Genomic DNA, 22,155 nt, shown 5'->3' on the forward strand with positions numbered 1-22,155 from the left:
CGGCTAGCGGCTCGCAGACTCCATTGCCCGGTTGCTCAGCCGTTCAATCGCTCAATCGCTGTTCTTGAACGCAACCAGCATCCGGTACATCTGATCCTTGAGCAGTACGCGCTGCTTCTTCATCGTTTCGATCGTGAAATCGCCGACCGGCAGGTCTTCTTCTTCGAGACGCTCGACCTCGCGCGTCAGCTGATGGTATTCGTCATACATCTCGCCAAACGGCTCGCTCGAAGCTTTCAGGGCGTGAATCGAATCCAGGTACTCGGGGAACTCGTGGTGCAGGTCGTGGTGCTCAATTTGCATGATCGTAGCCTCTCGCTGATCCCGGCCGGCCCGATGCGCGACCAGACCATGCGATTATAACCAGAGCCACAGGCTGCCGTCACTTCGCCCCAACATTGATGATTGCCGAACCAGGAATTCGCGGGGTGGCGCAGCGCACGTCGCCGCACTGGGCGCGATGACGTAAGGCATGATCGATCAAGACCAGCGCCAGCATCGCCTCGGCAATCGGTGCCGCGCGGATACCGACGCAGGGATCGTGCCGGCCATGCGTTTCGACCATGGCCGTATTGCCGGCAAGGTCTACGGAACGTCGCGGCAAGCGGATGCTCGAGGTCGGTTTGATCGCCACACTGACGACCAGGTCCTGACCTGTGGAGATACCGCCGAGCACTCCGCCGGCATGATTGCTGAGAAAACCCTGCGGCGTCATTTCGTCGCCATGCTCGCTGCCGCGCTGGGCAATGCTGGCAAAACCGGCGCCGATCTCGACCCCTTTGACGGCATTGATGCTCATCATCGCGTAGGCAATCTCGGCGTCGAGGCGGTCGTAGACCGGCTCGCCCCAACCGGGCGGTACACCGCTGGCAGCGACGGTGATCTTCGCGCCCACCGAATCGCCCGCCTTGCGCAATCGATCCATGTAATCCTCCAGCTCCGGAACAATCGCCGCATTCGGCGCGAAGAAGGGATTGCCGGCGATTGCCGCGGCGTCGAGAAAGGGGATCTCGATGGGCCCAAGCTGGCTCATCCAGGCGCTGATCGTGACCCCGTAACGCTCAGCCAACCACTTGCGGGCGATCGCCCCGGCGGCGACACGCACCGCCGTTTCGCGCGCCGACGAGCGACCGCCGCCGCGATGATCGCGAAAACCGTACTTCTGCGTGTAGACGTAGTCCGCATGCCCCGGCCGGAAGGTCTCGGCAATATTGCCGTAGTCCTTGCTGCGCTGATCCTGATTGCGGATCAACAGGCCGATCGGCGTTCCCGTCGTGCGGCCCGCGAAGACCCCCGAAAGAATCTCCACCTGATCGGGCTCGCGGCGCTGCGTCACATGCCGTGAGGTCCCCGGCCGACGGCGGTCGAGTTGGCACTGGATGTCGGCTTCCGAAATGGCCAGCCCGGGCGGACAGCCATCGACCACACAGCCGATCGCCGGACCGTGTGACTCACCAAACGAAGTCACGGTGAACAGCGTGCCAATGGTGTTGCCGGACATGGTTTTCTCTTGAGCGTTAGAATAGGCGCAAAGTCTACCATAGCGTTCAGCCGCCGCTCCGCAGCCAGCCCGATGACCGACAAGCCTGCCCGTTCCGCCAAACCACTGCCGACGCCCAGCGCGAAAGCAGGCGCGCGGCAGCCCTCCCTGCCGCCCAGGAATGCCCGGCGCCAGGCAGACACTCGCTGGCAGCGAAGCGTTCGCTATGGCTGGGACAAGGGAGGCAGCAAGGGCGGGAGGTAGCCAGCCACGACCAGGCGCAGCCGTCACGATGCGCAAGAATCGGGTGGTCAGGGGCCGCTGCCGGGACGACAATCGACGCCCACCCCCTCCTTACGAAAGCCTTGCATGAACGCTGCCAGTATCACCCGACTGTTCCTTCTCGCTGCGATCTGGGGCGCTTCGTTTCTGTTCATGCGCGTCAGCGTCCCGGCCTTCGGTCCCGTTGCGCTGATCATGTTTCGCGTCGGCATCGCCGCCGTATTCCTCGGGCTGGTCGCCCGCGTCCTGAAACAGTCGCTGGGAATGGGCCGCCTGTGGAAGCACTTTCTGAGCATTGGCGTCCTCAACTCGGCGCTCCCCTTCCTGCTCTTTGCCTACGCCGCGCAATCGCTGCCGGCCTCGCTGCTGGCGATTCTCAACGCCACTTCGCCGCTCTTCGGAGCGGCGATCGGCGCGCTCTGGCTGGGCGTGCCGCTGACCGGCAGCGTCGCCCTCGGCCTCGGCTGCGGCTTGGCTGGGGTCAGCGTGCTCGTTGGCCAGAACCTCGCGCTGGCCGGCAGCGCTGAGTGGCCGGCGGTCGCCGCCGGGCTGCTCGCGCCGCTCTCGTACAGCCTGGCGAGCCTCTACACCAAGGCCCGCCCCGGCCTGGCTACGCCCTTCGGCAATGCGCACGGCAGCATGTGGATGGCTACCCTGGTGCTGCTGCCGCTGTTCCTTCTGGCCCCTGTGCGGCAGACGCCCGATGTCGGCGACTGGACAGCCGTCGCCCTGCTGGCGATCGTCTGCACCGGCGCCGCCTACCTGCTCTATTTTCGCCTGATCGACGATGTCGGCCCGACGCGCGCGCTGTCGGTGACTTTTCTGATCCCGGTCTTCGGCGTTCTCTGGGGGACCTTGTTCCTCGGCGAAGCCGTCGGCTGGCACACCCTGCTCGGCGGCACGCTGATCCTGACCGGCATCGCGCTGACCGCCGGCCTGCTCGGACGGCGCGGGCAAACGGCATGAACGAACTCGCCGCCCGCTGCCGCGCCTATGAAACGGTCGCCCGGGCAATTCGCTTCGTCAGACAGCGCAGCCCCTGCCAGCCCAGCCTGCAGGAGATCGCCGCACACGTCGGCATGAGCCATTTCCATTTGCAGCGCCTGTTCAGCGTCTGGGTCGGCATTTCGCCGAAGCGCTTTCTGCAATACCTGACCACCGAACACGCCAGATCGCTGTTGCGTGGCGAGTACGATGTGCTCTCCGCAGCGCACGCGGCAGGGCTCTCCGGACCCGGTCGGCTGCACGACCTGATGGTCGCCTGCGATGCGGCAACCCCGGGCGAAGTGCGTTCCCTGGGCGAGGGGCTGCTGATCACCTACGGCTTCGGGCCGACGCCGTTCGGGCGAGTCATTGCCGGCACCACCGCCCGCGGCCTCTGCCATCTGCAGTTCGTGAACGCGAATGACAGCACCGACGACGCCGATGGCGACGCCACATGGCAACTGCAGGCCGACTGGCAGCACGCGCGACTGCACCGCGACGATGCAGCGCTGGCAAGCAGCATCGGACGCGTTTTTTCGCTGGTCGGCGAAGAACAACCGCTGCACATTCTCCTGCGTGGCACGAATTTTCAGCTCAAAGTCTGGCAAGCGCTGATCGACATTGCTCCCGGCGAGGTGGTCTCGTACGGAGAATTGGCCGCGCGCATCGAACATCCTCACGCCCAACGCGCGGTCGCTTCCGCGCTGGCCCGCAACCGTATCGCCGTTCTGATTCCCTGCCATCGCGTCATTCGCGAGAATGGTGACATCGGCAATTATCGCTGGGGCGGCGACCGTAAACAGGCGCTTTTGGCGGTCGAAGCGGCGCACAGCCTCAGTCCAGGCTGCGCGTAAGGATCCGCGGCGGGAAAAATGGCGGTACGGTAGCAGCTGGCAAACCGTACCGCCATCCGCACTAGCAAACAAAAAACCGGCTCAAAGCCGGTTTTTTGTTTGCTCTAACTTCTTGATTCTTTTGGTCGGGGCGCCGGGATTCGAACTCGGGACCCCTTGCACCCCATGCAAGTGCGCTACCAGGCTGCGCCACGCCCCGACAAGCTGCGAATTATAACCGAAATCGTCGTTAGCACCCTTCAAGCCGCAGCATTTCTGCAATGCTCAGCAACTCGGCACGCAGCACCTCGTTGCTCATCACCGCGGCGTTGCTGGTGGCCATCGGCTCGTCATCGTCAAGCCGATGGCGAGCACCGCTGATCGTGAAACCCTGACTGTAGAGAAGCTCCCGGATACGGCGCACCAGGAGCACTTCGTGGTGTTGATAGTAGCGGCGGTTGCCACGGCGTTTGACCGGTTTGAGTTGCGAAAACTCCTGCTCCCAATAGCGCAACACGTGCGGTTTGACGCCACACAGCTCGCTCACCTCGCCAATCGTGAAGTAACGCTTGGCCGGTATGGCCGGCAACGGCTCATTGCCGATGTCTCTAGGATTGGCTTCCATCATAAGCGTGCTCCACCTCGGCCTTCAGTTTCTGGCTGGCATGAAAAGTGACCACGCGTCGCGCAGTGATCGGGATTTCTTCGCCAGTTTTTGGGTTGCGGCCTGGCCGCTGCGGTTTGTCGCGCAATTGGAAATTACCGAATCCGGAGAGCTTCACACTATCCCCCCGTTCCAGCGCATTGCGGATCTCTTCGAAAAAAGCCTCCACCATGTCCTTGGCCTCGCGCTTGTTCAGGCCGACCTTCTCGAACAGAAAATCGGCCAGCTCTGCTTTGGTAAGCGTCATACCCTCCCTTTCTCAGACCCGAAGCTGCGCCGCGAATGTCGTTTGCAGATAGACCACCAAGTGCTGCATGGCGGCCTCGACTTCGACTTCCTGCAATGTTTTTCGAGTATCTTGCATCAGTATTCGGAAGGCAAGGCTTTTCTTGCCAGCCTCGACCCCAGGTCCGACATAGACGTCGAACAGATTGATTTCACGAACGATTTCCGAACGATTGGCGATCATGCCGTCAATCAAGGGCTGCAAATCGACTTTCTGATCGACCACGATAGCCATATCACGTATGACCGGTGGTTGCCGCGAGACCTCCGTGTATTGCGCCAGGCTGGCCATGACTACAGCATCCAGATCGACTTCGAAGACGACCGGCGCCAGCGGCAGTTCGTATTTTTGCTGCCACTGCGGATGCAGCTCGCCGACGAAGCCAATGGCCTGGCCAGCGACGACGACGCGCGCACTGCGCCCGGGATGCAGGGCCGGATGCTGCGCAGCCTCGAAGTGGGCCATGCGCGGTGCGAGCAAGCGCTCGAGATCGCCCTTGATGTCGAAGAAATCGACCTTGCGTGCGGCACAGCCCCACTGCTCGGGAAAAGCACTGCCGTAAGCCAGTGCCGTGAGTTGCCACGGCTGACGAAAACCGGCCACCGGTTCGCCCTCGGCGTCGCGAAAAAAACATCGTCCGGTCTCGAAAAAACGCGCCCGCGCCTGTCGCCGCTTGAGGTTGCTGGCAACGTTGGCGACGAGACCGCCGATCAGCGTCGAGCGCATGACGCTCAGCTGACTGGCAATCGGGTTGGCCAGGCGAATCAATCTGCTGTTGTCGGCAAAATCACGCTCCCAGGCCGCGTCGACGAAAGCGAAGTTGACCACCTCCTGATAGCCGCAATCGGCGACGATCTGGCGCACACGCGCCAGGGGTCGTGCCCGCTCGGTCTGTGGCAACATCGCCAGCAAGCCCGTCGGCGAGGTCGCCGGGATGTTTTCGTAGCCGTGCAAACGAGCCAGCTCTTCGATCAGGTCTTCCTCGATGTCGATGTCGAAGCGGTAGCTCGGCGGGGTGACGATGAAGTCGTCGGCGTCCCTGCGAAACGGCAGCGCGAGACGTGAAAAAAGCGCGCTGATTTGTGCGCCGTCGAGCGCTACGCCAAGCACCTTGGCGACGCGCGCCGGGCGCAGGCGAACCTCGTGGCGCTCGGGCAGGGTCGCCCGCGCTTCACTCACCGGCCCGGCCTGACCACCGCAAATATCGAGAACCAGACGCGTCGCTCGTTCGAGTGCGCGCCGCGTGCCGCCGAAATCGACGCCGCGCTCGAAACGATGTGACGCGTCGGAAACAAAGCTGTAACGACGGGCACGACCGGCAATCGCCGTCGGCGCAAAGAAAGCCGACTCGAGGAATAACTCGCTGGTGGCCAGGCTGATGCCGCTTTCTTCGCCACCCATCACTCCGCCCATCGCCAGCGGCCGCTGCTCATCGGCGATCAGCAGCACATCGTCCTGCAACTCCAGGGTCTGCTCGTTGAGCAGGGTGATTTTTTCGCCCGCAAGCGCCATGCGCGCGTGAATGGCGCCGTGCAAACGGCTGTTGTCAAAAGCGTGCAGTGGCTGGCCGAGTTCGAGCATTACGTAGTTGGTGATATCGACCACGGCGGAAATCGGCCGGATACCGCTGCGCTCGAGGCGACGACTCATCCAGGTCGGGGTCGGCGCCGCAGCGTCGACGCCGGCGATCACCCGCCCGCAGTAGCGTGGACAAGCTTCCGGCGCATCGAGAACAATGGCCCGTGCAGTGGCGATGGACACCTCGACATCATCGACCGGCGTAAAGCGCGCCGGCGTTCCGGTCAGCGCGGCGACCTCGCGGGCGACACCTTCCAGGGACAGGCAGTCCGCCCGATTCGGCGTCAGCTTGAGGGTCAACAAGCGGTCATCGAGATCGAGATGGCGACGAATATCCTCGCCCACCGGCGCATCGCCGCTCAGCAAGAGCAAGCCGGCGGCGTCTTCGGCAATACCGAGCTCCTTGGCCGAACAGAGCATTCCCGACGAGGCGACGCCACGCACCTTGGCGACCTTGATCGTGAAGCCGCCCGGCAGTTCGGCGCCGGGAAGCGCGCACGGCACCTTGATCCCGGCAGCCGCGTTCGGCGCCCCGCAAACGATCTGCAGCGTTTCGCCCGAACCGACATCGACACGACAGACATTGAGGCGATCGGCATCAGGATGCTTTTCGACTTCGAGCACCTGCGCGACGAGCACTTTGTCGAAGGCCGGAGCGACCGACTCTTCCTCCTCCACTTCGAGACCAGCCATGGTCAACAGATGCGAAAATTCGCTACCCGAACAAACGGGGTCGACGAAACTGCGAAGCCAGGATTCTGAAAATTTCATGAACGCGAGAACTCAGGAGAAGGCATGATCGGCGAATGGGTCACAAGCGGTCACAGGCCGCGGTCAGACGAACTGGCGCAGAAAGCGCAGATCGCCGTCGTAGAACAGGCGCAGGTCATTGACACCGTAACGCAGCATCGTCAGCCGGTCCGGTCCCATGCCAAAGGCAAAGCCGATGTACTTCTCGGAGTCAATGCCGACGTGGCGCAAGACGTTCGGATGGACCATGCCACAACCGGCAATCTCCAGCCAGCGACCTTTCAGCGGACCGCTCATGAAGGCCATGTCGATTTCTGCCGACGGCTCGGTGAAGGGAAAGAACGAGGGACGGAAGCGCACCTGCAGGTCATCGCTCTCGAAAAAGCGGCGCAGGAAATCACCGATAATGCCCTTCAAGTCGGCAAAACTCACCCGCTCGCCAACCCACAGTCCTTCGACCTGATGGAACATCGGCGAATGCGTGGCATCGGAATCGACGCGATAGACACGCCCCGGGGCGATCACGCGGATTTCCGGCATGGTTTCGGCGCCGGCATGACGGGCGACGTGGGCCTGCATGTAGCGCACCTGAATCGGGCTGGTATGGGTGCGCAACAGAACGTTCTCGGCAAGGCCCCCGGACTCGTCCTGCAAATAGAAGGTATCGTGCATCGAACGGGCGGGGTGATCTGCCGGCGTATTGAGCGCCGTGAAGTTCTGAAAGTCGGCCTCGATTTCCGGGCCGTCAGCAACCTCGAAACCGATCGAGCCGAACAGCGACTCGATACGCTCCAGCGTCCGCGTGACCGGATGCAGGCCCCCGCGCGACTGGCCTCGACCCGGCAGCGTCACGTCCAGCGCCTCTTCAGCGAGGCGCGCGGCCAGCGCCATCTGGCGCAGCGCTTCGCGGCGCGCGTTGAGCGCTGCTTCGACAGCATCCTTGGCAAGATTGATGCTCGCACCAACGCTCTTGCGCTCGTCGGCGGGAAGCTTGCCCAAGCCTTTCAGCAAGGCGGTAATCTGGCCGCTCTTGCCGAGATAGGTGGCTTTGATTTGCTCCAGGGCGTCGGAGTCGTCGGTCGCCGCAAAGGCGGCCGACGCGGCTTGGACTATTTGATCGAAGTTATGCATGGTTCACCGAAAAAAAGGAGGCTAGCGCCTCCTTTCTTGACACGGGTCGAGCTCAGGCGTCGAGCTGGGCCTTGGCCTGCACGGCCAGAGCGGCAAAAGCCGGCTTGTCGAAAACAGCCAGGTCGGCGAGCACCTTGCGATCCACTTCAATCTGCGCCTTTTTGAGGCCATTCATGAAGGTACTGTACTTCATGCCCAGTTCTCTGGCCGCGGCGTTGATACGGGCAATCCAGAGACTGCGAAACTGACGCTTGCGCTGGCGACGGTCACGATAGGCATACTGACCGGCCTTCATCACCGCCTGTTTGGCGACACGATAGACGTTCTTGCGGCGACCGCGGTAACCCTTGGCCAGGGCGAGGATTTTCTTGTGGCGGGCGTGCGCGGTTACACCGCGTTTGACTCGGGGCATCTCTTATCTCCTCAAGCGTAAGGCATCATGGAACGAACCATGGCCTTGTCAGCTGCATGAACTTCGGTCATCCCGCGCAACTGGCGCTTGGTCTTGGTGTCCTTCTTGGTCAGGATGTGACGCTTGAACGCCTGCGCGCGCTTGATGCGGCCGCTGGCACTGACCGTGAAGCGTTTTTTTGCTCCACTCTTGGTCTTCATTTTGGGCATTTCATGCTCCGTTTATAAACATGCTGCCAGGTGTCTCCCGACGGGAGCACTTTCGACCCGACCGCACTTGTTTTTGTTACCAGGATTTGTATCAGGACCTGCTTCTACATCTACATCTACGACGATTTCTTTTTGCTCGGCGTCAGCACCATGACCATCTGCCGCCCTTCCATCTTCGGCATTTGCTCGACCACCGCCATTTCCTGCAAATCGCCTCTGATACGCTCGATCTGGCGCATGCCGATATCCTGATGCGCCATTTCTCGACCGCGGAAGCGCAAAGTGACCTTGACCTTGTCTTCTTCGTCCAGGAAGCGCGTCATGTTACGCAGCTTGATCTGGTAGTCGTTCTCGTCGGTACCGGGGCGAAACTTGACCTCTTTGACCTGCACCTGCTTCTGTTTCTGTCGCTGCTCGTGCTGGCGCTTCTGCTCCTGGTACTTGAACTTGCCAAAATCGACGATCCGGCAAACCGGCGGTCGCGCCATCGGAGCGATCTCGACCAGATCAAGCCCCGCTTCCTCAGCGAGCGACAGCGCCTCCCTGGAACTCATGACCCCCAATGCCTCGCCATCCTCGCCGATGAGCCGGATTTCTATTGCATTGATCTCTTGGTTAACGCGTTGCGCCTTTTGCAGTGCGATGGTTCCGCTCCTTGTGTCTACAGAAGTTAAGCCGTACCACTTCGCGCGGCCACTTCATCCAGAAGTTGCCCAGTCAGAGCCTCGATCGACATTTGTCCGAGATCCCGACCTCCGCGTGTGCGCACGGCCACCAGGTTCGCTGCCATTTCCTTGTCGCCAACGACGATCTGGTAGGGCAGCTTGTTCAAGCTATGTTCTCGTATTTTATAGGTAATTTTTTCGTTGCGCAAATCCGCCTCGACGCGCAGGCCGGCATTGCGCAGCGTCGCCGCCACCTGTTCAGCGTACGCGCCCTGCTTCTCCGAAATATTGAGCACCACCGCCTGCGTCGGCGACAGCCACAATGGCATGGCGCCGGCATAATTCTCGATGAGGATGCCGATGAAACGTTCCAGCGAACCGAGAATTGCCCGATGCAACATCACCGGAACATGCCGATCATTGTCCTCGCCAACATAGTGCGCATTGAGGCGCTCGGGCAAGGCAAAATCGAGCTGCAGGGTGCCGCACTGCCAGACGCGACCAAGGCAATCCTTCAGCGAGAACTCGATTTTCGGGCCATAGAAAGCGCCCTCGCCCGGCTGCACCGCGAAGCTCCGACCCTTGGCCTTCAGCCCTTCGCCAAGGGCGGCCTCGGCGCGGTCCCACTGCGCGTCGGAACCAATACGCTTTTCTGGACGTGTCGACAGCTTGACGATGATGTCGGTGAACCCGAAATCGGCATAGACCTTCTCCAAAAGGTCGATGAAGGCTTCGGTCTCCGGCAGCACCTGCGCTTCCGTACAAAAGATGTGCGCGTCATCCTGCACGAAAGCGCGTACGCGCATGATGCCGTGCAAAGCCCCTGAAGGCTCGTTGCGATGACAGGAACCGAACTCGGCCAGACGCAAAGGCAGGTCCCGGTAGCTGCGCAAGCCCTGATTGAAGATCTGGATATGCCCCGGGCAATTCATCGGCTTGACCGCGTAATCGCGATTCTCGGAAGCGGTGGTGAACATGTGCTCGGCGTAGTTCTCCCAATGCCCCGAGCGCTCCCATAAGGAGCGATCCATGATCATCGGCGTCTTCACTTCGCAATAGCCGTGCCGGCTGAGCAGACGACGCATGTACTGCTCAACTTCCTGCCAGATCGTCCATCCCTTGGGATGCCAGAAAACCATTCCCGGTGACTCTTCCTGGAGGTGAAACAGGTCCAGCTGCCGACCGAGCTTGCGGTGGTCGCGCTTCTCGGCCTCCTCGAGCATATGCAGATATGCTTCCTGATCCTCTTTCTTGCCCCATGCCGTACCGTAGATGCGCTGCAGCTGTTCGTTACGATGATCACCGCGCCAGTAGGCACCCGCCAGCTTCATCAGCTTGAACACTTTCAGCTTGCCGGTGGACGGCACGTGCGGCCCGCGACAGAGGTCGACGAAATCGCCCTCGCGATAGAGCGACACCTCCTGCCCCTCGGGGATGGCCTCGATCAGCTCGGCTTTGTAGCACTCGCCGATGGACTGAAAGAAAGCCACCGCCGCTGCGCGCTCCCAGACCTCTCGCTCGACCGGGATATCGCGTTTGGCGAGCTCGCCCATGCGCTTTTCGATGGCCGCCAGATCATCGTTGGTAAACGGGCGCTGGTAGGCAAAGTCGTAGTAGAAACCGTTTTCGATGACCGGCCCGATGGTCACCTGCGCTTCCGGAAAAAGCTCCTTGACCGCGTAGGCCATCAGATGTGCGGTCGAGTGGCGAATCACCTCCAGGCCCTCGGCATCCTTCTCGGTGATGATGCCCAGCTGCACGTCGGCGACAATCAAGAACGAGGTGTCAACCAGACGCCCGTCGACCTTGCCGGCAAGCGCAGCGCGCGCCAGACCGGCGCCGATACTCTGCGCAACTTCGGCAACCGTCAGCGGCTGTGCGAACTCTCTTTGCGAACCGTCAGGCAGTGTAACAACCGGCATAAGGAAACCCCAGCACAAAAATGGAAAAGCGCGACCAGCGACAGCGACAGCCGCGGAAGAGATCGAGCGGCCCGAGCAGCCGCATCCGCGAGGGCAGGATTCTAGCACAGCGCCCAGCGGCTGCGAAAAGCCAGCGCGGCGCGACCCAGCTGCCCCACCTCGCCGGTAGGCACGGGTGGCGCCGCCTGGTAGTCAAGAGCGCCGACGGGCGTCACGAGCGACCAGGGGAAGCCTCCTCGATATGCATCCAGTGCTCGATTTGGCTACGCAGGTCGGCCAGTTGCTCGGGTTCGATCAGGCGAATACGGTAGGCGCGGGCGCGTTCGCGCGCCGCCGAACCGGTGCCGGGATGCAGTCGCCGGGCGGTCAGCAGCCATGTTTCGCCCATCGCCCCGCCGACATGCCGACGCAGGCTGTCGAGACGGTTGAGGATGGCCTGACTACCGCCCTCGGTAGTGATCTGCACGCCGGTCTTGCATTCGAGTACCAGAAGCTGGTTGCGCCACACCAGTGCGGCGTCGAGTTCGTTCCCGGCGCCTTCCGGGGCGCCCTCGGCGTCGATGCGCACATTGGTGCCCCAGTGGCCGTCGGGGATCAAGCCATCGGCCTGCAAGCCAGCGAGGGTCAGCCAGACCCATTCCTCAAGCCAGCCACCACCAGCGTAGCGGGTCAAGGTCTCGCTGCCGAAAGCGAAGTGACAGTCGCCGTCCCAGTGCCAGATACCGGCCTGTTCGAAGGCCCAGGCAAGCTGGTGGTGATTGGCGAAGAGCGGCCGTTCGGCAACGATTTCGCTCTGAAACGGACGGATGACCATGCCATCCGGGCGCGTCTTTGGCAGAACTTGCCGAGTCAGTCGGTTGACGTAGCCGAAGAAGCCGCCGAGCTGCGCAGCGGAAGACGCCAGATGCTCGGTCAGAAAAGCGCGCGCGGCGGCGGCGAGGGCAAAATCGGCGCCCCAGGTGGGATCGGCGACGACGCGGTAACCCTGCATCTGCAACAGGTCGGTCAGGCGCAGCATGTCCGGCGGCAAGGCCAGCGGCTCGCCGCCTCCCAGAGGCTCGAGCAGATCGTGGTGGGTATCGCAGTACCAGGCATCGCCCAGGCCGGCAAAGGCTCGGAGAAAACCGAAGGACATCACTTTGGTACCGCCACTGGCATTGAGATCGATCGGCCAGCCAGGGAATTCGCTACCCAGCGACGCCGCCAGTTCGCGAGCGTAGCTGCTGATGCGCCCGAGGTCGTGGTCGGGCGTGTGGCGAACGATACGCACTGCATCTTCCGCCCAGCCCGCTTCACGCAGAACGCGACTGACCTGCAACGCACCCTGACATGCCGGCTCGGCATCGCTGGCAGCGATGACCACCTGAGCCGGCCGCAAGCGCAGCGCCGGCAGCGTGTTCTGCAGGGTCTGCTCGGAAGCCAGGCAGACAAGAACGCGTGGCTGGAACGACATTTAGTGCTTCCGAAGACGAGTGAAGCGGTCATTGTGCACTTTCTGCCGGCGCTTGCATCGCCGACGCGCGCCCTTGAGTCGAAATGGCGGTCGTGCGATGATCGCCGCGCCACCCGCCCTGGAGCCGGCTTGCGCGGAGTCAAGGGGCAGCGGCAGCGCTGGCGGCCTGCGCGCTGGCCGGCCACTTCGCCCATCAAGTACACGGAAAACATCACATGCTCTGGTTCATCCCGGGTCTCATCGCCCTGATCGTCGGCGCCGAACTGCTGGTCCGCGGCGCTTCGAAACTCGCTCTGTCGTTCGGCATCTCGCCGCTGGTGGTCGGGCTGACGGTGGTCGCCTTCGGGACCAGTGCGCCCGAACTCGCGGTGTCCGTGCAATCCGCGTGGTCTGGTCAGGTCGACATCGCGCTCGGCAACGTGGTCGGCAGCAACATTTTCAACGTCCTGTTCATTCTCGGCCTGTCAGCGCTGATCGCGCCCCTGCTGGTGCATCGCCAGTTGATCCGGCAGGAAGTGCCGATGATGGTCGCTCTTTCGCTGCTGCTCTGGCTGCTCGCCAGCGACGGGGGTATCAGCCGTGGCGACGGCCTGCTGCTGGTCAGCCTGTTGCTCGCCTACACTTTCCTGGTCATCCGCCAGAGCCGCCGCGAGAGCCTTGCAGGCGCGCCGCTCGCGTCCGAGCTCCCGCCGCCCGTCGACGGCGGCCCCGCCTGGGACGCCCACTGGCTGGCGCAGCTCCTGCTGGTCGCAGCGGGAATGACGCTCCTCGTGCTCGGCTCCAACTGGCTGGTCGAAGCCGCGGTCACCCTGGCCCGGCGCCTGGGGATGAGCGAAGTGGTCGTCGGACTGACCATCGTCGCCGCCGGCACCTCGCTGCCGGAAGTCGCGACCTCGGTCATGGCGGCAGTACGCGGCCAGCGCGACATCGCCGTTGGCAACGTGGTGGGCAGCAATATTTTCAACATCCTCGCCGTGCTCGGCATCTCCGCCAGCATCGCCCCGGGCGATCTGCTGGTGCCAGCGTCGCTGCTGGCCTTCGACCTGCCAGTGATGGTCGTCGTCGCCGGCGCCTGCCTGCCCATCTTCTTTACCGGCCACCTGATCGCGCGCTGGGAAGGGGCGCTGTTCCTCGCCTACTACGCGGCCTACACCACCTACCTGGTGCTGGATGCCGCCGGCCACGCCGCGCAAAGCGGCTTCTCGCTGGTGATGGGCAGCTTCGCCCTGCCGCTCACCGTAATCACCTTGATCCTGCTCGCCTGGCGTCATTGGCACAGGGTACGCAGCTAACGGTCATGACACGTGGAGACACCCCAAGTCATGACAGTCATGACCGTTTCCCTCTTCCCCTGACCCTTCTCCCGCGAGGGGAGACGGGAGTTTCGTGAGTCGCGTGCGCGACTTTCACGTTAAGGCGATTTCTGTCAAAGGACCAGCTGGGTCGTCGTTCTCCGGCAAACGCCTAGCGAGAGAATGGCACTGGACTGCCGCGCTGCGCTAGCCCAACAGCCCCCGCGCCTCGATGAAGGCAATGATCTCGGCCAACCCCTCACCGGTCTTCATGTTGCTGAACACGAAAGGCCGCTCACCGCGCATGCGCCGGCTGTCGCGGTCCATCACTTCCAGCGACGCGCCAACCATGGGTGCGAGATCGGTCTTGTTGATCACCAGCAGGTCGGACTTGGTGATCCCGGGGCCGCCTTTGCGCGGGATCTTTTCGCCGGCGGCGACGTCGATCACGTAGATCGTCAGGTCGGAGAGTTCGGGACTGAAGGTCGCCGCCAGATTGTCGCCGCCGGACTCGACGAAGACGATCTCGATATCCGGAAAAGCAGTCGTCAGGCGGGCGACGGCTTCGAGATTGATCGACGCATCCTCGCGAATGGCGGTATGCGGGCAGCCGCCGGTTTCAACACCGAGAATGCGTGCCTGCGGCAACGCGGCGTGCTGGACGAGGAATTTCGCGTCTTCGGCGGTGTAGATGTCGTTGGTCACCACGCCGAGGCTGTATTTGTCGCGCAGCGCCAGGCACAGGGCCAGAGTCAGCGCGGTCTTACCGGAGCCGACGGGGCCGCCGATACCGATGCGCAGGGCGGGACGTGGGTTCATCTTGGGGCTACTTTCTTTCACACTTTCTTTCATGATCGGAAGAGTCTCGTGTATTGCGTTTCGTGGCCGCTGCAAGCCAGCGCCAGGCCAGGAGCGAAGTTACTCCAGCGCTCTTCGGGAAGAGCAAGCGCGCGCTCCACTACAGCCGGCAGGCGACTACCCAGAGCCAACAGAATGCGCTGCCCGGCAGTCTGCCCGAGCGGCACCGCCTTGAGCGCCGCCATGGCCTGGTTTTCGCACCACGACCACAGATACGCGGTCAGCGAATCGGCGACCGGGATTTTCCAGACCACTGCCGCCAGCGCCCAGCCGACCGGAAAGGAAAGCTCTGCCAGCGCGTCGAAAGCCGGTGGCACGGCGAAATCGTCCAGCTCGTGCAACAGTCGGCGCAGCGAATAGCCCATCTGCACGGTCTCGGCGCGCAGTTCGGAGGACTCGCGGCTGGCCAGGAAGTCGGCGTTGAGGCGCGCGATTTCGCCGTGCTGCGAATTTTCCCAGGCGCGCTGCAACTGGGCGGTGAGCGGCCCCTCGAAGCAACCGACTCCTTCTTCGAGCAGCGCGGCGATCCAGGCCAGCGCGCTGTCCTGGTCGTTCACCCGGCCGCTTTCGACCGCCCACTCGAGACCTTGCGAATAAGTGTAGGCGCCGACCGGTAGCGCCGGACTGGCGAGCTGCAGCAGACGAGGCAGTGACGGAGTCAAGGAATCAAGGAATCAAGGACTCAGGGATTCAAGGATCCACGTTTGCACGTTCTCACTTGAACTCATGAATTTTGGCTGGCGCGCGGTGCGGGCCGTGGCCGGGATGGTGGGCTTCGGTGACATCCGCGCCAGGCAGCGGACGATAGCCGTGCGTACGCGCATGGGCATGCGTGTGTGCGCCGTAGGCGCCGCCCTCGGGGTCAAATGGAGCTTCGATCTCGCTGACCGGGCAACCCAGACCGACCAGCATTTCGGCCAGTACGTGGTCCGGCTGGAAGCGTAGAAAGCGCTTGCCGAGCTGTACGGGTACGTGCCGATTGCCGAGGTGGTAAGCGGCACGGCCGAGCAGCAGGCTATCGCCGGTGCGCACTTCGAGCAGCACTTCCGGCGCCGCCTCGACTTCGACGACCAGGCCGTTGCCGGTGAGCAGGCGATCACCCTGCTTGAGTACGGTACCGGACGGCAGCACATAGCCCAGTTCCTCACCGCTGAGCAGCGTCACCCGCTGCCGACTCTTGCGGCGGACCTCGTAAGGCAGCACCAGGCGATCGCTGGCGGGAGTCTGGTCATCGGCAAAGGATTCGGCAAAAAGCATGCTGAGCTCAGAAAAGAAAATAGCGTTGCGCCATCGGCAGCACGCTGGCCGGCTCGCAGACCAGCAGCTCACCATCGGCGCGTACGGCATAGGTTTCAGGATCGACGTCGATCTTCGGCGTCGCGCCGTTATGCACCATGTCCGCTTTACGCACCTGGCGGGTGTCGCGAACGGCAAATAGCGGCTTGCTCAATTGCAGTGCAGCGAGCTCCGGATTAGCCAGCGCCGCCTGCGAAACAAAAGTCACGGAAGTGCGCAGCGCTTTCCCGAAAGCGCCGAACATCGGCCGGTAGTGCACCGGCTGCGGTGTCGGGATCGAGGCGTTGGCGTCACCCATGGCGGCGGCGGCAATCATCCCGCCCTTGACGATCAGCGACGGCTTGACGCCAAAGAACGCCGGCTTCCAGAGGATCAGATCGGCGAGCTTGCCGACCGCGATCGAGCCGACCAGGTGACCGATGCCGTGCGTGATTGCCGGGTTGATGGTGTATTTGGCGAGATAGCGCTTGACGCGGAAGTTGTCGTTGGCGCTCGCTTTCTCCCCGTTGGCCGCGACCGCCGGTGCCGGCAAATGCCCGCGCTGCACTTTCATCTTGTGCGCCGTCTGCCAGGTGCGGATGATCACTTCGCCGACCCGGCCCATCGCCTGCGAGTCCGAGGACATCATCGACAGTGCGCCGAGGTCGTGCAGAATGTCCTCGGCGGCGATGGTTTCGCGGCGAATGCGACTTTCGGCGAAAGCCACGTCTTCGGCGATCGCCGGGTCGAGATGATGACAGACCATCAACATGTCGAGATGCTCGTCGACGGTATTCACCGTGTACGGCCGCGTCGGGTTGGTCGACGACGGCAGGACGTTGGCTTCGGAAATCGCGCGCAGGATGTCGGGCGCGTGCCCGCCGCCGGCACCTTCGGTGTGGAAGGTATGGATTGTCCGCCCCTTGAAGGCGGCCAGGGTCGTTTCCACGAATCCGGATTCGTTGAGGGTGTCGGTATGGATCGCCACCTGCACGTCCATTTCGTCCGCCACCGCCAGGCAGTTATCGATCGCCGCCGGTGTCGTTCCCCAGTCCTCGTGCAGCTTGAGACCGATGGCGCCGGCGCGCACCTGCTCGCGCAGCGGTTCGGGCAGCGAAACATTGCCCTTGGCGTAGAAACCGAGATTCATCGGAAAAGCGTCGGCGGCTTCGAGCATGCGCTGGATGTGCCACGGCCCCGGCGTGCAGGTCGTCGCGTAGGTACCGGTGGCCGGGCCGGTGCCGCCACCGAGCATGGTCGTGACTCCCGACATCAGCGCTTCGTCGATCTGCTGCGGGCAGATGAAATGGATATGCGCGTCGATGCCGCCAGCGGTGACGATCATGCCTTCGCCGGCGATGATCTCGGTGCTGCCGCCGATGGCAATCGTCACCGCCGGCTGGATATCCGGATTGCCGGCCTTGCCGATGGCGCAGATGCGGCCCTCCTTGATGCCGATGTCGGCCTTGACGATTCCCCAGTGGTCGACGATCAGGGCGTTGGTGATCACGGTATCGGCAACTTCAGCCGCCACTTGCTGGCCCTGCCCCATACCGTCGCGAATGACCTTGCCACCACCGAACTTCACTTCATCGCCGTAGACCGTGAAGTCGTCCTCGACTTCGATCCACAACTCGGTATCGGCCAGGCGCACGCGGTCGCCGACGGTCGGCCCGAACATCTCGGCGTAGGCCTGCCGGGAAATCCTGACGCTCATTCCAGCCCTCCCATCACCAGACCGTTGAAACCATAGATGCGTCGCTGGCCGGCCAGCGCCACCAGCTGCACACTGCGCGTCTGCCCGGGTTCGAAGCGCACCGCCGTTCCGGCGGCGATATCGAGCCGGAAACCGCGTGCCGCCGCACGGTCGAAAGCCAGCGCGGTATTGGTTTCGGCGAAGTGGTAGTGCGAACCGACCTGAATCGGGCGGTCACCGGTGTTGGCGACAGTGAGTTGCACTGTCTGCCGACCGGCGTTGAGTTCGATCTCGCCGGGCTGGACCTGCATTTCTCCGGGAATCATGGCCCCTCCTCAGATGATCGGGTGGTGAACGGTGACCAGTTTGGTGCCGTCCGGGAAAGTCGCTTCGACCTGGATGTCGTGGATCATTTCGGGCACGCCGTCCATCACCTCGTCGCGGTTCAGAATCGTCGTGCCGAAACTCATCAGTTCGGCGACCGTGCGCCCATCACGCGCGCCTTCAACGATCGCCGCGCTGATCAGCGCCACCGCCTCCGGGTAATTGAGCTTGACGCCGCGCGCCTTGCGGCGCTCGGCGAGTAGCGCGGCAGTAAACAGGAGCAGCTTGTCTTTTTCTCGCGGCGTCAGTTCCATAGGGCTTCCTCAGACTTTCTCAACACTACCGATATTCAGGCAGTCCGCCATACAGGCGTTCAAGGTTCAAGTATTCCATATACGCGGCAAGACGGCCGCTTTGCCGAGCGCCAGCGGGCGCAATTGCTGCCATACCTCGCTCAACCATCGCCGCGCCGCCTCGGCACCGGGCGCCAGACAGCGCGCAACGAGCAGCTCGGGCAAGGCGGTCACCCCGGTCAGCAGGCCATCGGCCACTGGCAAGGCACGGCAGGCAGCCAGCCATTCGGGCGCGACCGCCCGGCCGGCGAGCAGCAAGCTCGCACTGACCGGAAAGCCGGCGAGACCGGGAGCAGCCTGCAGCCAGGAGGAACCGCCGAGCAGCCGACCGCGCTCCAGCCACAGCGGCTGCCCCTGCTTCTCGATGCGCGTCGCCAGTTCCAGACGGCCATGACTGAAGCGCTCGCCAGACGCCGTTCGTCCCAGGCAGAGGATTTCCCAGCCGCAGAACAGCGCGCCGGCAGCCAGTTCGATGTGCGTCTGCATCTGTGCTTCGGCGCCGTCGAAAACGATCGTCTCCTGCGGCAGATACTCGACCACGCCGCCCTCGCCAACCCGCACGCGCAAGGACTGCCGCGCCTGCCGACCGCCCGCACGATACCACTTGCCGGCGCCCGGCGTGGTCAGCAGCGCGCGTGCGCCAGCGCCGACATTGACCGAGATCTCCAGGCTGTCACCGCCGGCGATGCCACCCGGCGGGTGCAGCAGAATCGCATGGCAAACGTCCGGACCTTCCGGGTAGAGCGCCTTCTGCACGCGCAAGGGTCCGCAATGTTCCCGCTGCACCAGCGCGCTGCTCGCGCCGCGGCGCTCGAAACCCAGCGCCAGCCGCGCCTGCCAGCCGGGGCGCGCCGCTTCCTCGCTGGCCTGCCCATCCCTGCCATCCCTACCGTCCCTTGCCGCCGGCACCGCAATCAAACGGCCAGGGCTGCCAGAACCCCATCTTTATCCATGTCTTCGCCTCGTCCGCGCATGATGATCTCGCCCCGTTCCATGACCAGGTACTGATCGGCAAGGGATCGCGCGAAATCATAGTACTGTTCGACGAGCAGAATGGCCATTTCGCCGCTTTCTGCCAGCGCCCGGATGGCGCGCTCGATGTCCTTGATGATCGACGGCTGGATGCCTTCGGTCGGCTCGTCGAGGATCAGCAGCTTGGGGCCCATGGCCAGCGCACGGCCGATCGCCAGCTGCTGCTGCTGGCCACCGGAAAGATCGCCGCCGCGACGGCGCAGCATCTGCCGGAGCACCGGGAACATCGCGAAGATGCGCTCGGGGATCGGCGTGCTGCCCGGACAACTGGCGAGCCCCATCAGCAGGTTCTCGTGCACCGTCAGGCGCGGGAAAATCTCGCGCCCCTGCGGCACATAGCCGATGCCGGCCTTGACCCGCTGGTGCGAGGCGCTGCGACTCAGGTCGCGGCCGGCAAACTCGATGCTGCCACCTTTCGTCGCCACCATCCCCATCAGCGACTTGAGCAGGGTGGACTTGCCAACCCCGTTGCGCCCGAGAATGGTGGTCACCTTGCCGGCCTCGGCGGTGAAACTGAGGTCACGCAGGATGTGGCTACCGCCGTAGTACTGGTTGAGGTTCTTGACGTTCAGCGTGGTGTTCGTTGCACTCATGGATTCTCAGCGCCCCAGATAAACTTCAATGACCCGCGCATCCGCCTGCACTTCCTCGAGCGCGCCTTCGGCGAGAACGCTGCCTTCGTGCAGCACGGTAACCTTGCCGCCGAGCTGCTTGACGAAAGCCATGTCGTGCTCGACGACGACCAGCGAATGCTTGCCGGCCAGGCTCAGAAAAAGTTCGCCGGTGCGTTCGGTTTCCTCGTCGGTCATGCCGGCCACCGGTTCGTCGAGGAGCAGCAGCTTCGGCTCCTGCATCAACAGCATGCCGATCTCCAGCCACTGCTTCTGGCCGTGCGAAAGCAGACCGGCCAGGCGGTCGGCGTGAGCACCGAGGCGGATCGTCTGCAGCGTTTCAGCGATGCGGTCGCCGGCCGCCGAATCGAGCTGCGCCAGCAGGCTGCGCCAGACGCGCTTGTCCGTCTTCATCGCCAGCTCGAGATTCTCGAAAACCGTGTGGTTCTCGAAAATGGTCGGTTTCTGGAACTTGCGACCAATGCCGAGATGGGCGATCTCCGGTTCCGAGAGGCGCGTCAGATCAAGCGTCTGGCCGAAAAAAGCCTTGCCTTCGTCAGGCCGCGTCTTGCCGGTGATGACGTCCATCATCGTCGTCTTGCCGGCGCCGTTCGGTCCGATGATGCAGCGCAGCTCACCGGCGTCGATGGCTAGCGACAGCTTGTTGAGGGCGCGAAAACCGTCGAAGCTGACCGTGATTTCGTCGAGATAGAGAACGACCTTGTGCGACAGGTCGAGCTCACCCGGCTTGAGCAGGTGCCCGAGCTCGGCAGTACCGCTGTCCCAGTCGGGATTGTCGCTGACTGGCAGCTCACTCGCGTTCATCGCGTTCATCGCATTCGTCGCGTTCATGCGCCCGCTCCTTTGGTGACGGGAGCGATAGGAGCGACGGAAGTAGCCGATGCCACTGGCGCCGCATCCGACTCACTGTCCTGCCCACCGTTGCTGCCCTGCCCGGCGCGCAGCCGCCGGTAGAGCCCGACGACACCCTGCGGCAACCACAGCGTCGAGACGATGAACAGCGTACCCAGAAAGAACAGCCAGTACTCCGGGAAGCTGACCGTGAACCAGCTCTTGGCGAGGTTGACGATGAAAGCGCCGATGACCGCGCCGATCAGCGTGCCGCGCCCGCCGACGGCGACCCAGATGGCGATCTCGATGGAGTTGGCAACCGCCATTTCGGAGGGATTGATGATCCCCACCTGCGGCACGTAGAGCGCCCCGGCGATGGCGCACAACATGGCCGACAGGGTCCACACGAAAAGCTTGTACCACAGCGGGTTGTAGCCGATGAACATGACGCGCGATTCGGAGTCGCGGATCGCCGTCAGGATGCGGCCGAACTTCGAGGTCACCAGGAAGCGCGCCAGCAACAGGGTGCCGATCAGGGCCAGCGCCGAGAGGCCGAAAAGTACCACCCGCGTTTCCGGCGCGGTGATCGAATAGCCGAGAATGCGTTTGAAATCGGTGAAGCCGTTGTTGCCGCCGAATCCGGTCTCGTTGCGGAAAAAGAGGAGCATCGCCGCGTAGGTCAGAGCCTGGGTGATGATCGAGAAATAGACCCCCTTGATGCGCGAGCGAAAAGCGAAGTAGCCGAAGATGAAGGCGATCAGCGCCGGCACGATCAACACCAGCAGCACGGTCCACAGGAAGTGCTCGCTGCCGGTCCAGAACCAGGGCAGCTCTTGCCAGTCGAGGAAGACCATGAAATCGGGCAGATCGCTCTGGTAGCTGCCGTCGCGACCGATCTCGCGCATCAGGTACATGCCGAAGGTGTAACCGCCGAGCGCGAAGAATAGCCCGTGGCCGAGCGAGAGGATACCGCCGTAACCCCAGATCAGGTCCATGGCCACGGCGACAATCGCATAACAGAGGATCTTGCCGGTCAGGGTGATGAAGTAGGTCGACAGGTGCAGCGGATTCTCGGGCGGCAGCAGCAGATGCATGACCGGCACGGCAAGCAGCGCAAAAGCGGCGAACAGCCCGACCAGCAGCCAGCTGCGCGCATCGAAGCTGCGCCCGAGGCGAACGATGAAAGGCGTGCGTGCAGGTGCAGAACTCATGG

Annotated in this window: 24 protein-coding genes and 1 tRNA gene; 3 read left to right on the plus strand and 22 right to left on the minus strand. The window is 63.2% G+C overall.

The genetic code is table 11. The features are described from left to right. Nucleotides 1–51 precede the first annotated feature (51 nt). Together V5B40_RS22535 and aroC are read right to left on the minus strand one after the other, a co-directional pair. Complete coding sequence (locus tag V5B40_RS22535) at nt 52–303, minus strand: YdcH family protein (RefSeq protein WP_332356660.1); 252 nt, start codon at nt 301–303, stop codon at nt 52–54. A 79-nt stretch (nt 304–382) separates the two neighbouring features. Further along, a complete protein-coding gene (gene aroC / locus V5B40_RS22540) occupies nt 383–1,501 on the minus strand; it encodes a chorismate synthase (protein WP_332356661.1) in 1,119 nt (372 codons plus the stop codon). A 348-nt stretch (nt 1,502–1,849) separates the two neighbouring features. Between aroC and V5B40_RS22545 the strand changes: the two genes are divergently transcribed. Continuing rightward, a complete protein-coding gene (locus V5B40_RS22545) occupies nt 1,850–2,728 on the plus strand; it encodes a DMT family transporter (protein WP_332356662.1) in 879 nt (292 codons plus the stop codon). Beyond that, nucleotides 2,725–3,600 carry a methylated-DNA--[protein]-cysteine S-methyltransferase gene (locus V5B40_RS22550; RefSeq protein WP_332356663.1) on the plus strand — a complete coding sequence of 292 codons (876 nt, stop codon included), beginning with the start codon at nt 2,725–2,727 and terminating at the stop codon, nt 3,598–3,600. The genes V5B40_RS22545 and V5B40_RS22550 overlap by 4 nt, the downstream gene beginning before the upstream one ends. Before the next feature lie 122 nt (nt 3,601–3,722). Here the strand turns inward: V5B40_RS22550 and V5B40_RS22555 are convergent. The 10 genes from V5B40_RS22555 to V5B40_RS22600 all read right to left on the minus strand — a co-directional run bounded on the left by V5B40_RS22555 (nt 3,723) and on the right by V5B40_RS22600 (nt 12,649). Beyond that, nucleotides 3,723–3,799, minus strand: a tRNA-Pro gene (locus V5B40_RS22555). A 30-nt stretch (nt 3,800–3,829) separates the two neighbouring features. After that, on the minus strand, nt 3,830–4,204 hold the full coding sequence (locus V5B40_RS22560) for a MerR family transcriptional regulator (RefSeq protein WP_332356724.1): 375 nt from the start codon (nt 4,202–4,204) through the stop codon (nt 3,830–3,832). Continuing rightward, nucleotides 4,188–4,490 (minus strand): integration host factor subunit alpha, encoded by a 303-nt coding sequence (locus V5B40_RS22565; protein ID WP_332356664.1) that lies wholly within the window; start codon nt 4,488–4,490, stop codon nt 4,188–4,190. The genes V5B40_RS22560 and V5B40_RS22565 overlap by 17 nt, the downstream gene beginning before the upstream one ends. Before the next feature lie 12 nt (nt 4,491–4,502). Further along, nucleotides 4,503–6,878 carry a phenylalanine--tRNA ligase subunit beta gene (pheT, locus tag V5B40_RS22570; RefSeq protein ID WP_332356665.1) on the minus strand — a complete coding sequence of 792 codons (2,376 nt, stop codon included), beginning with the start codon at nt 6,876–6,878 and terminating at the stop codon, nt 4,503–4,505. A 63-nt stretch (nt 6,879–6,941) separates the two neighbouring features. Continuing rightward, nucleotides 6,942–7,988, minus strand: a complete 1,047-nt coding sequence (pheS, locus tag V5B40_RS22575; RefSeq protein ID WP_332356666.1) for a phenylalanine--tRNA ligase subunit alpha — start codon at nt 7,986–7,988, stop codon at nt 6,942–6,944. Nucleotides 7,989–8,040: 52 nt separating this feature from the next. Continuing rightward, nucleotides 8,041–8,400 carry a 50S ribosomal protein L20 gene (gene rplT, locus V5B40_RS22580; protein WP_042335591.1) on the minus strand — a complete coding sequence of 120 codons (360 nt, stop codon included), beginning with the start codon at nt 8,398–8,400 and terminating at the stop codon, nt 8,041–8,043. An 11-nt stretch (nt 8,401–8,411) separates the two neighbouring features. Then, the gene (gene rpmI / locus V5B40_RS22585) at nt 8,412–8,609 is read right to left on the minus strand and encodes a 50S ribosomal protein L35 (RefSeq protein WP_332356667.1); all 198 of its coding nucleotides are present in this window, start codon (nt 8,607–8,609) and stop codon (nt 8,412–8,414) included. 116 nt (nt 8,610–8,725) lie between these two features. Beyond that, on the minus strand, nt 8,726–9,253 hold the full coding sequence (infC, locus tag V5B40_RS22590) for a translation initiation factor IF-3 (RefSeq protein ID WP_332356725.1): 528 nt from the start codon (nt 9,251–9,253) through the stop codon (nt 8,726–8,728). Nucleotides 9,254–9,279: 26 nt separating this feature from the next. Beyond that, nucleotides 9,280–11,196: a threonine--tRNA ligase gene (gene thrS, locus V5B40_RS22595; protein ID WP_332356668.1), complete on the minus strand. Its 1,917-nt coding sequence runs from the start codon at nt 11,194–11,196 to the stop codon at nt 9,280–9,282. 211 nt (nt 11,197–11,407) lie between these two features. Then, on the minus strand, nt 11,408–12,649 hold the full coding sequence (locus V5B40_RS22600; RefSeq protein WP_332356669.1) for a Card1-like endonuclease domain-containing protein: 1,242 nt from the start codon (nt 12,647–12,649) through the stop codon (nt 11,408–11,410). A 215-nt stretch (nt 12,650–12,864) separates the two neighbouring features. On the opposite strand from V5B40_RS22600, the gene V5B40_RS22605 reads away from it, so the two are divergent. Continuing rightward, a complete protein-coding gene (locus V5B40_RS22605; RefSeq protein ID WP_332356670.1) occupies nt 12,865–13,941 on the plus strand; it encodes a calcium/sodium antiporter in 1,077 nt (358 codons plus the stop codon). Between the two features lie 207 nt (nt 13,942–14,148). Here V5B40_RS22605 and ureG read toward each other — a convergent pair whose 3' ends face one another. The 10 genes from ureG to urtC all read right to left on the minus strand — a co-directional run bounded on the left by ureG (nt 14,149) and on the right by urtC (nt 22,153). Next, nucleotides 14,149–14,760: an urease accessory protein UreG gene (ureG, locus tag V5B40_RS22610; protein WP_332356671.1), complete on the minus strand. Its 612-nt coding sequence runs from the start codon at nt 14,758–14,760 to the stop codon at nt 14,149–14,151. Nucleotides 14,761–14,789: 29 nt separating this feature from the next. Continuing rightward, entirely contained in the window at nt 14,790–15,461 is a 672-nt protein-coding gene (locus tag V5B40_RS22615) for an urease accessory protein UreF (RefSeq protein WP_332356672.1), read from the minus strand. A 52-nt stretch (nt 15,462–15,513) separates the two neighbouring features. Then, nucleotides 15,514–16,056: an urease accessory protein UreE gene (ureE, locus tag V5B40_RS22620; RefSeq protein WP_332356673.1), complete on the minus strand. Its 543-nt coding sequence runs from the start codon at nt 16,054–16,056 to the stop codon at nt 15,514–15,516. A gap of 7 nt (nt 16,057–16,063) precedes the next feature. Then, the gene (gene ureC, locus V5B40_RS22625; protein WP_332356674.1) at nt 16,064–17,791 is read right to left on the minus strand and encodes an urease subunit alpha; all 1,728 of its coding nucleotides are present in this window, start codon (nt 17,789–17,791) and stop codon (nt 16,064–16,066) included. Beyond that, a complete protein-coding gene (locus V5B40_RS22630; RefSeq protein ID WP_332356675.1) occupies nt 17,788–18,096 on the minus strand; it encodes an urease subunit beta in 309 nt (102 codons plus the stop codon). Before V5B40_RS22630 ends, ureC begins: the two co-directional genes overlap by 4 nt. Before the next feature lie 9 nt (nt 18,097–18,105). Further along, complete coding sequence (locus tag V5B40_RS22635) at nt 18,106–18,408, minus strand: urease subunit gamma (protein ID WP_332356676.1); 303 nt, start codon at nt 18,406–18,408, stop codon at nt 18,106–18,108. Nucleotides 18,409–18,474: 66 nt separating this feature from the next. Next, a complete protein-coding gene (locus tag V5B40_RS22640; RefSeq protein ID WP_332356726.1) occupies nt 18,475–19,356 on the minus strand; it encodes an urease accessory protein UreD in 882 nt (293 codons plus the stop codon). 5 nt (nt 19,357–19,361) lie between these two features. Beyond that, entirely contained in the window at nt 19,362–20,072 is a 711-nt protein-coding gene (gene urtE, locus V5B40_RS22645) for an urea ABC transporter ATP-binding subunit UrtE (protein ID WP_332356677.1), read from the minus strand. 6 nt (nt 20,073–20,078) lie between these two features. Beyond that, nucleotides 20,079–20,915: an urea ABC transporter ATP-binding protein UrtD gene (gene urtD, locus V5B40_RS22650; RefSeq protein WP_332356727.1), complete on the minus strand. Its 837-nt coding sequence runs from the start codon at nt 20,913–20,915 to the stop codon at nt 20,079–20,081. A 23-nt stretch (nt 20,916–20,938) separates the two neighbouring features. After that, nucleotides 20,939–22,153, minus strand: coding sequence for an urea ABC transporter permease subunit UrtC (urtC, locus tag V5B40_RS22655; protein ID WP_332356678.1), 1,215 nt, complete (start codon nt 22,151–22,153; stop codon nt 20,939–20,941). Nucleotides 22,154–22,155: the final 2 nt, after the last annotated feature.

This window comes from Candidatus Accumulibacter meliphilus (assembly GCF_036625345.1).
Lineage (GTDB): Bacteria > Pseudomonadota > Gammaproteobacteria > Burkholderiales > Rhodocyclaceae > Accumulibacter > Accumulibacter meliphilus.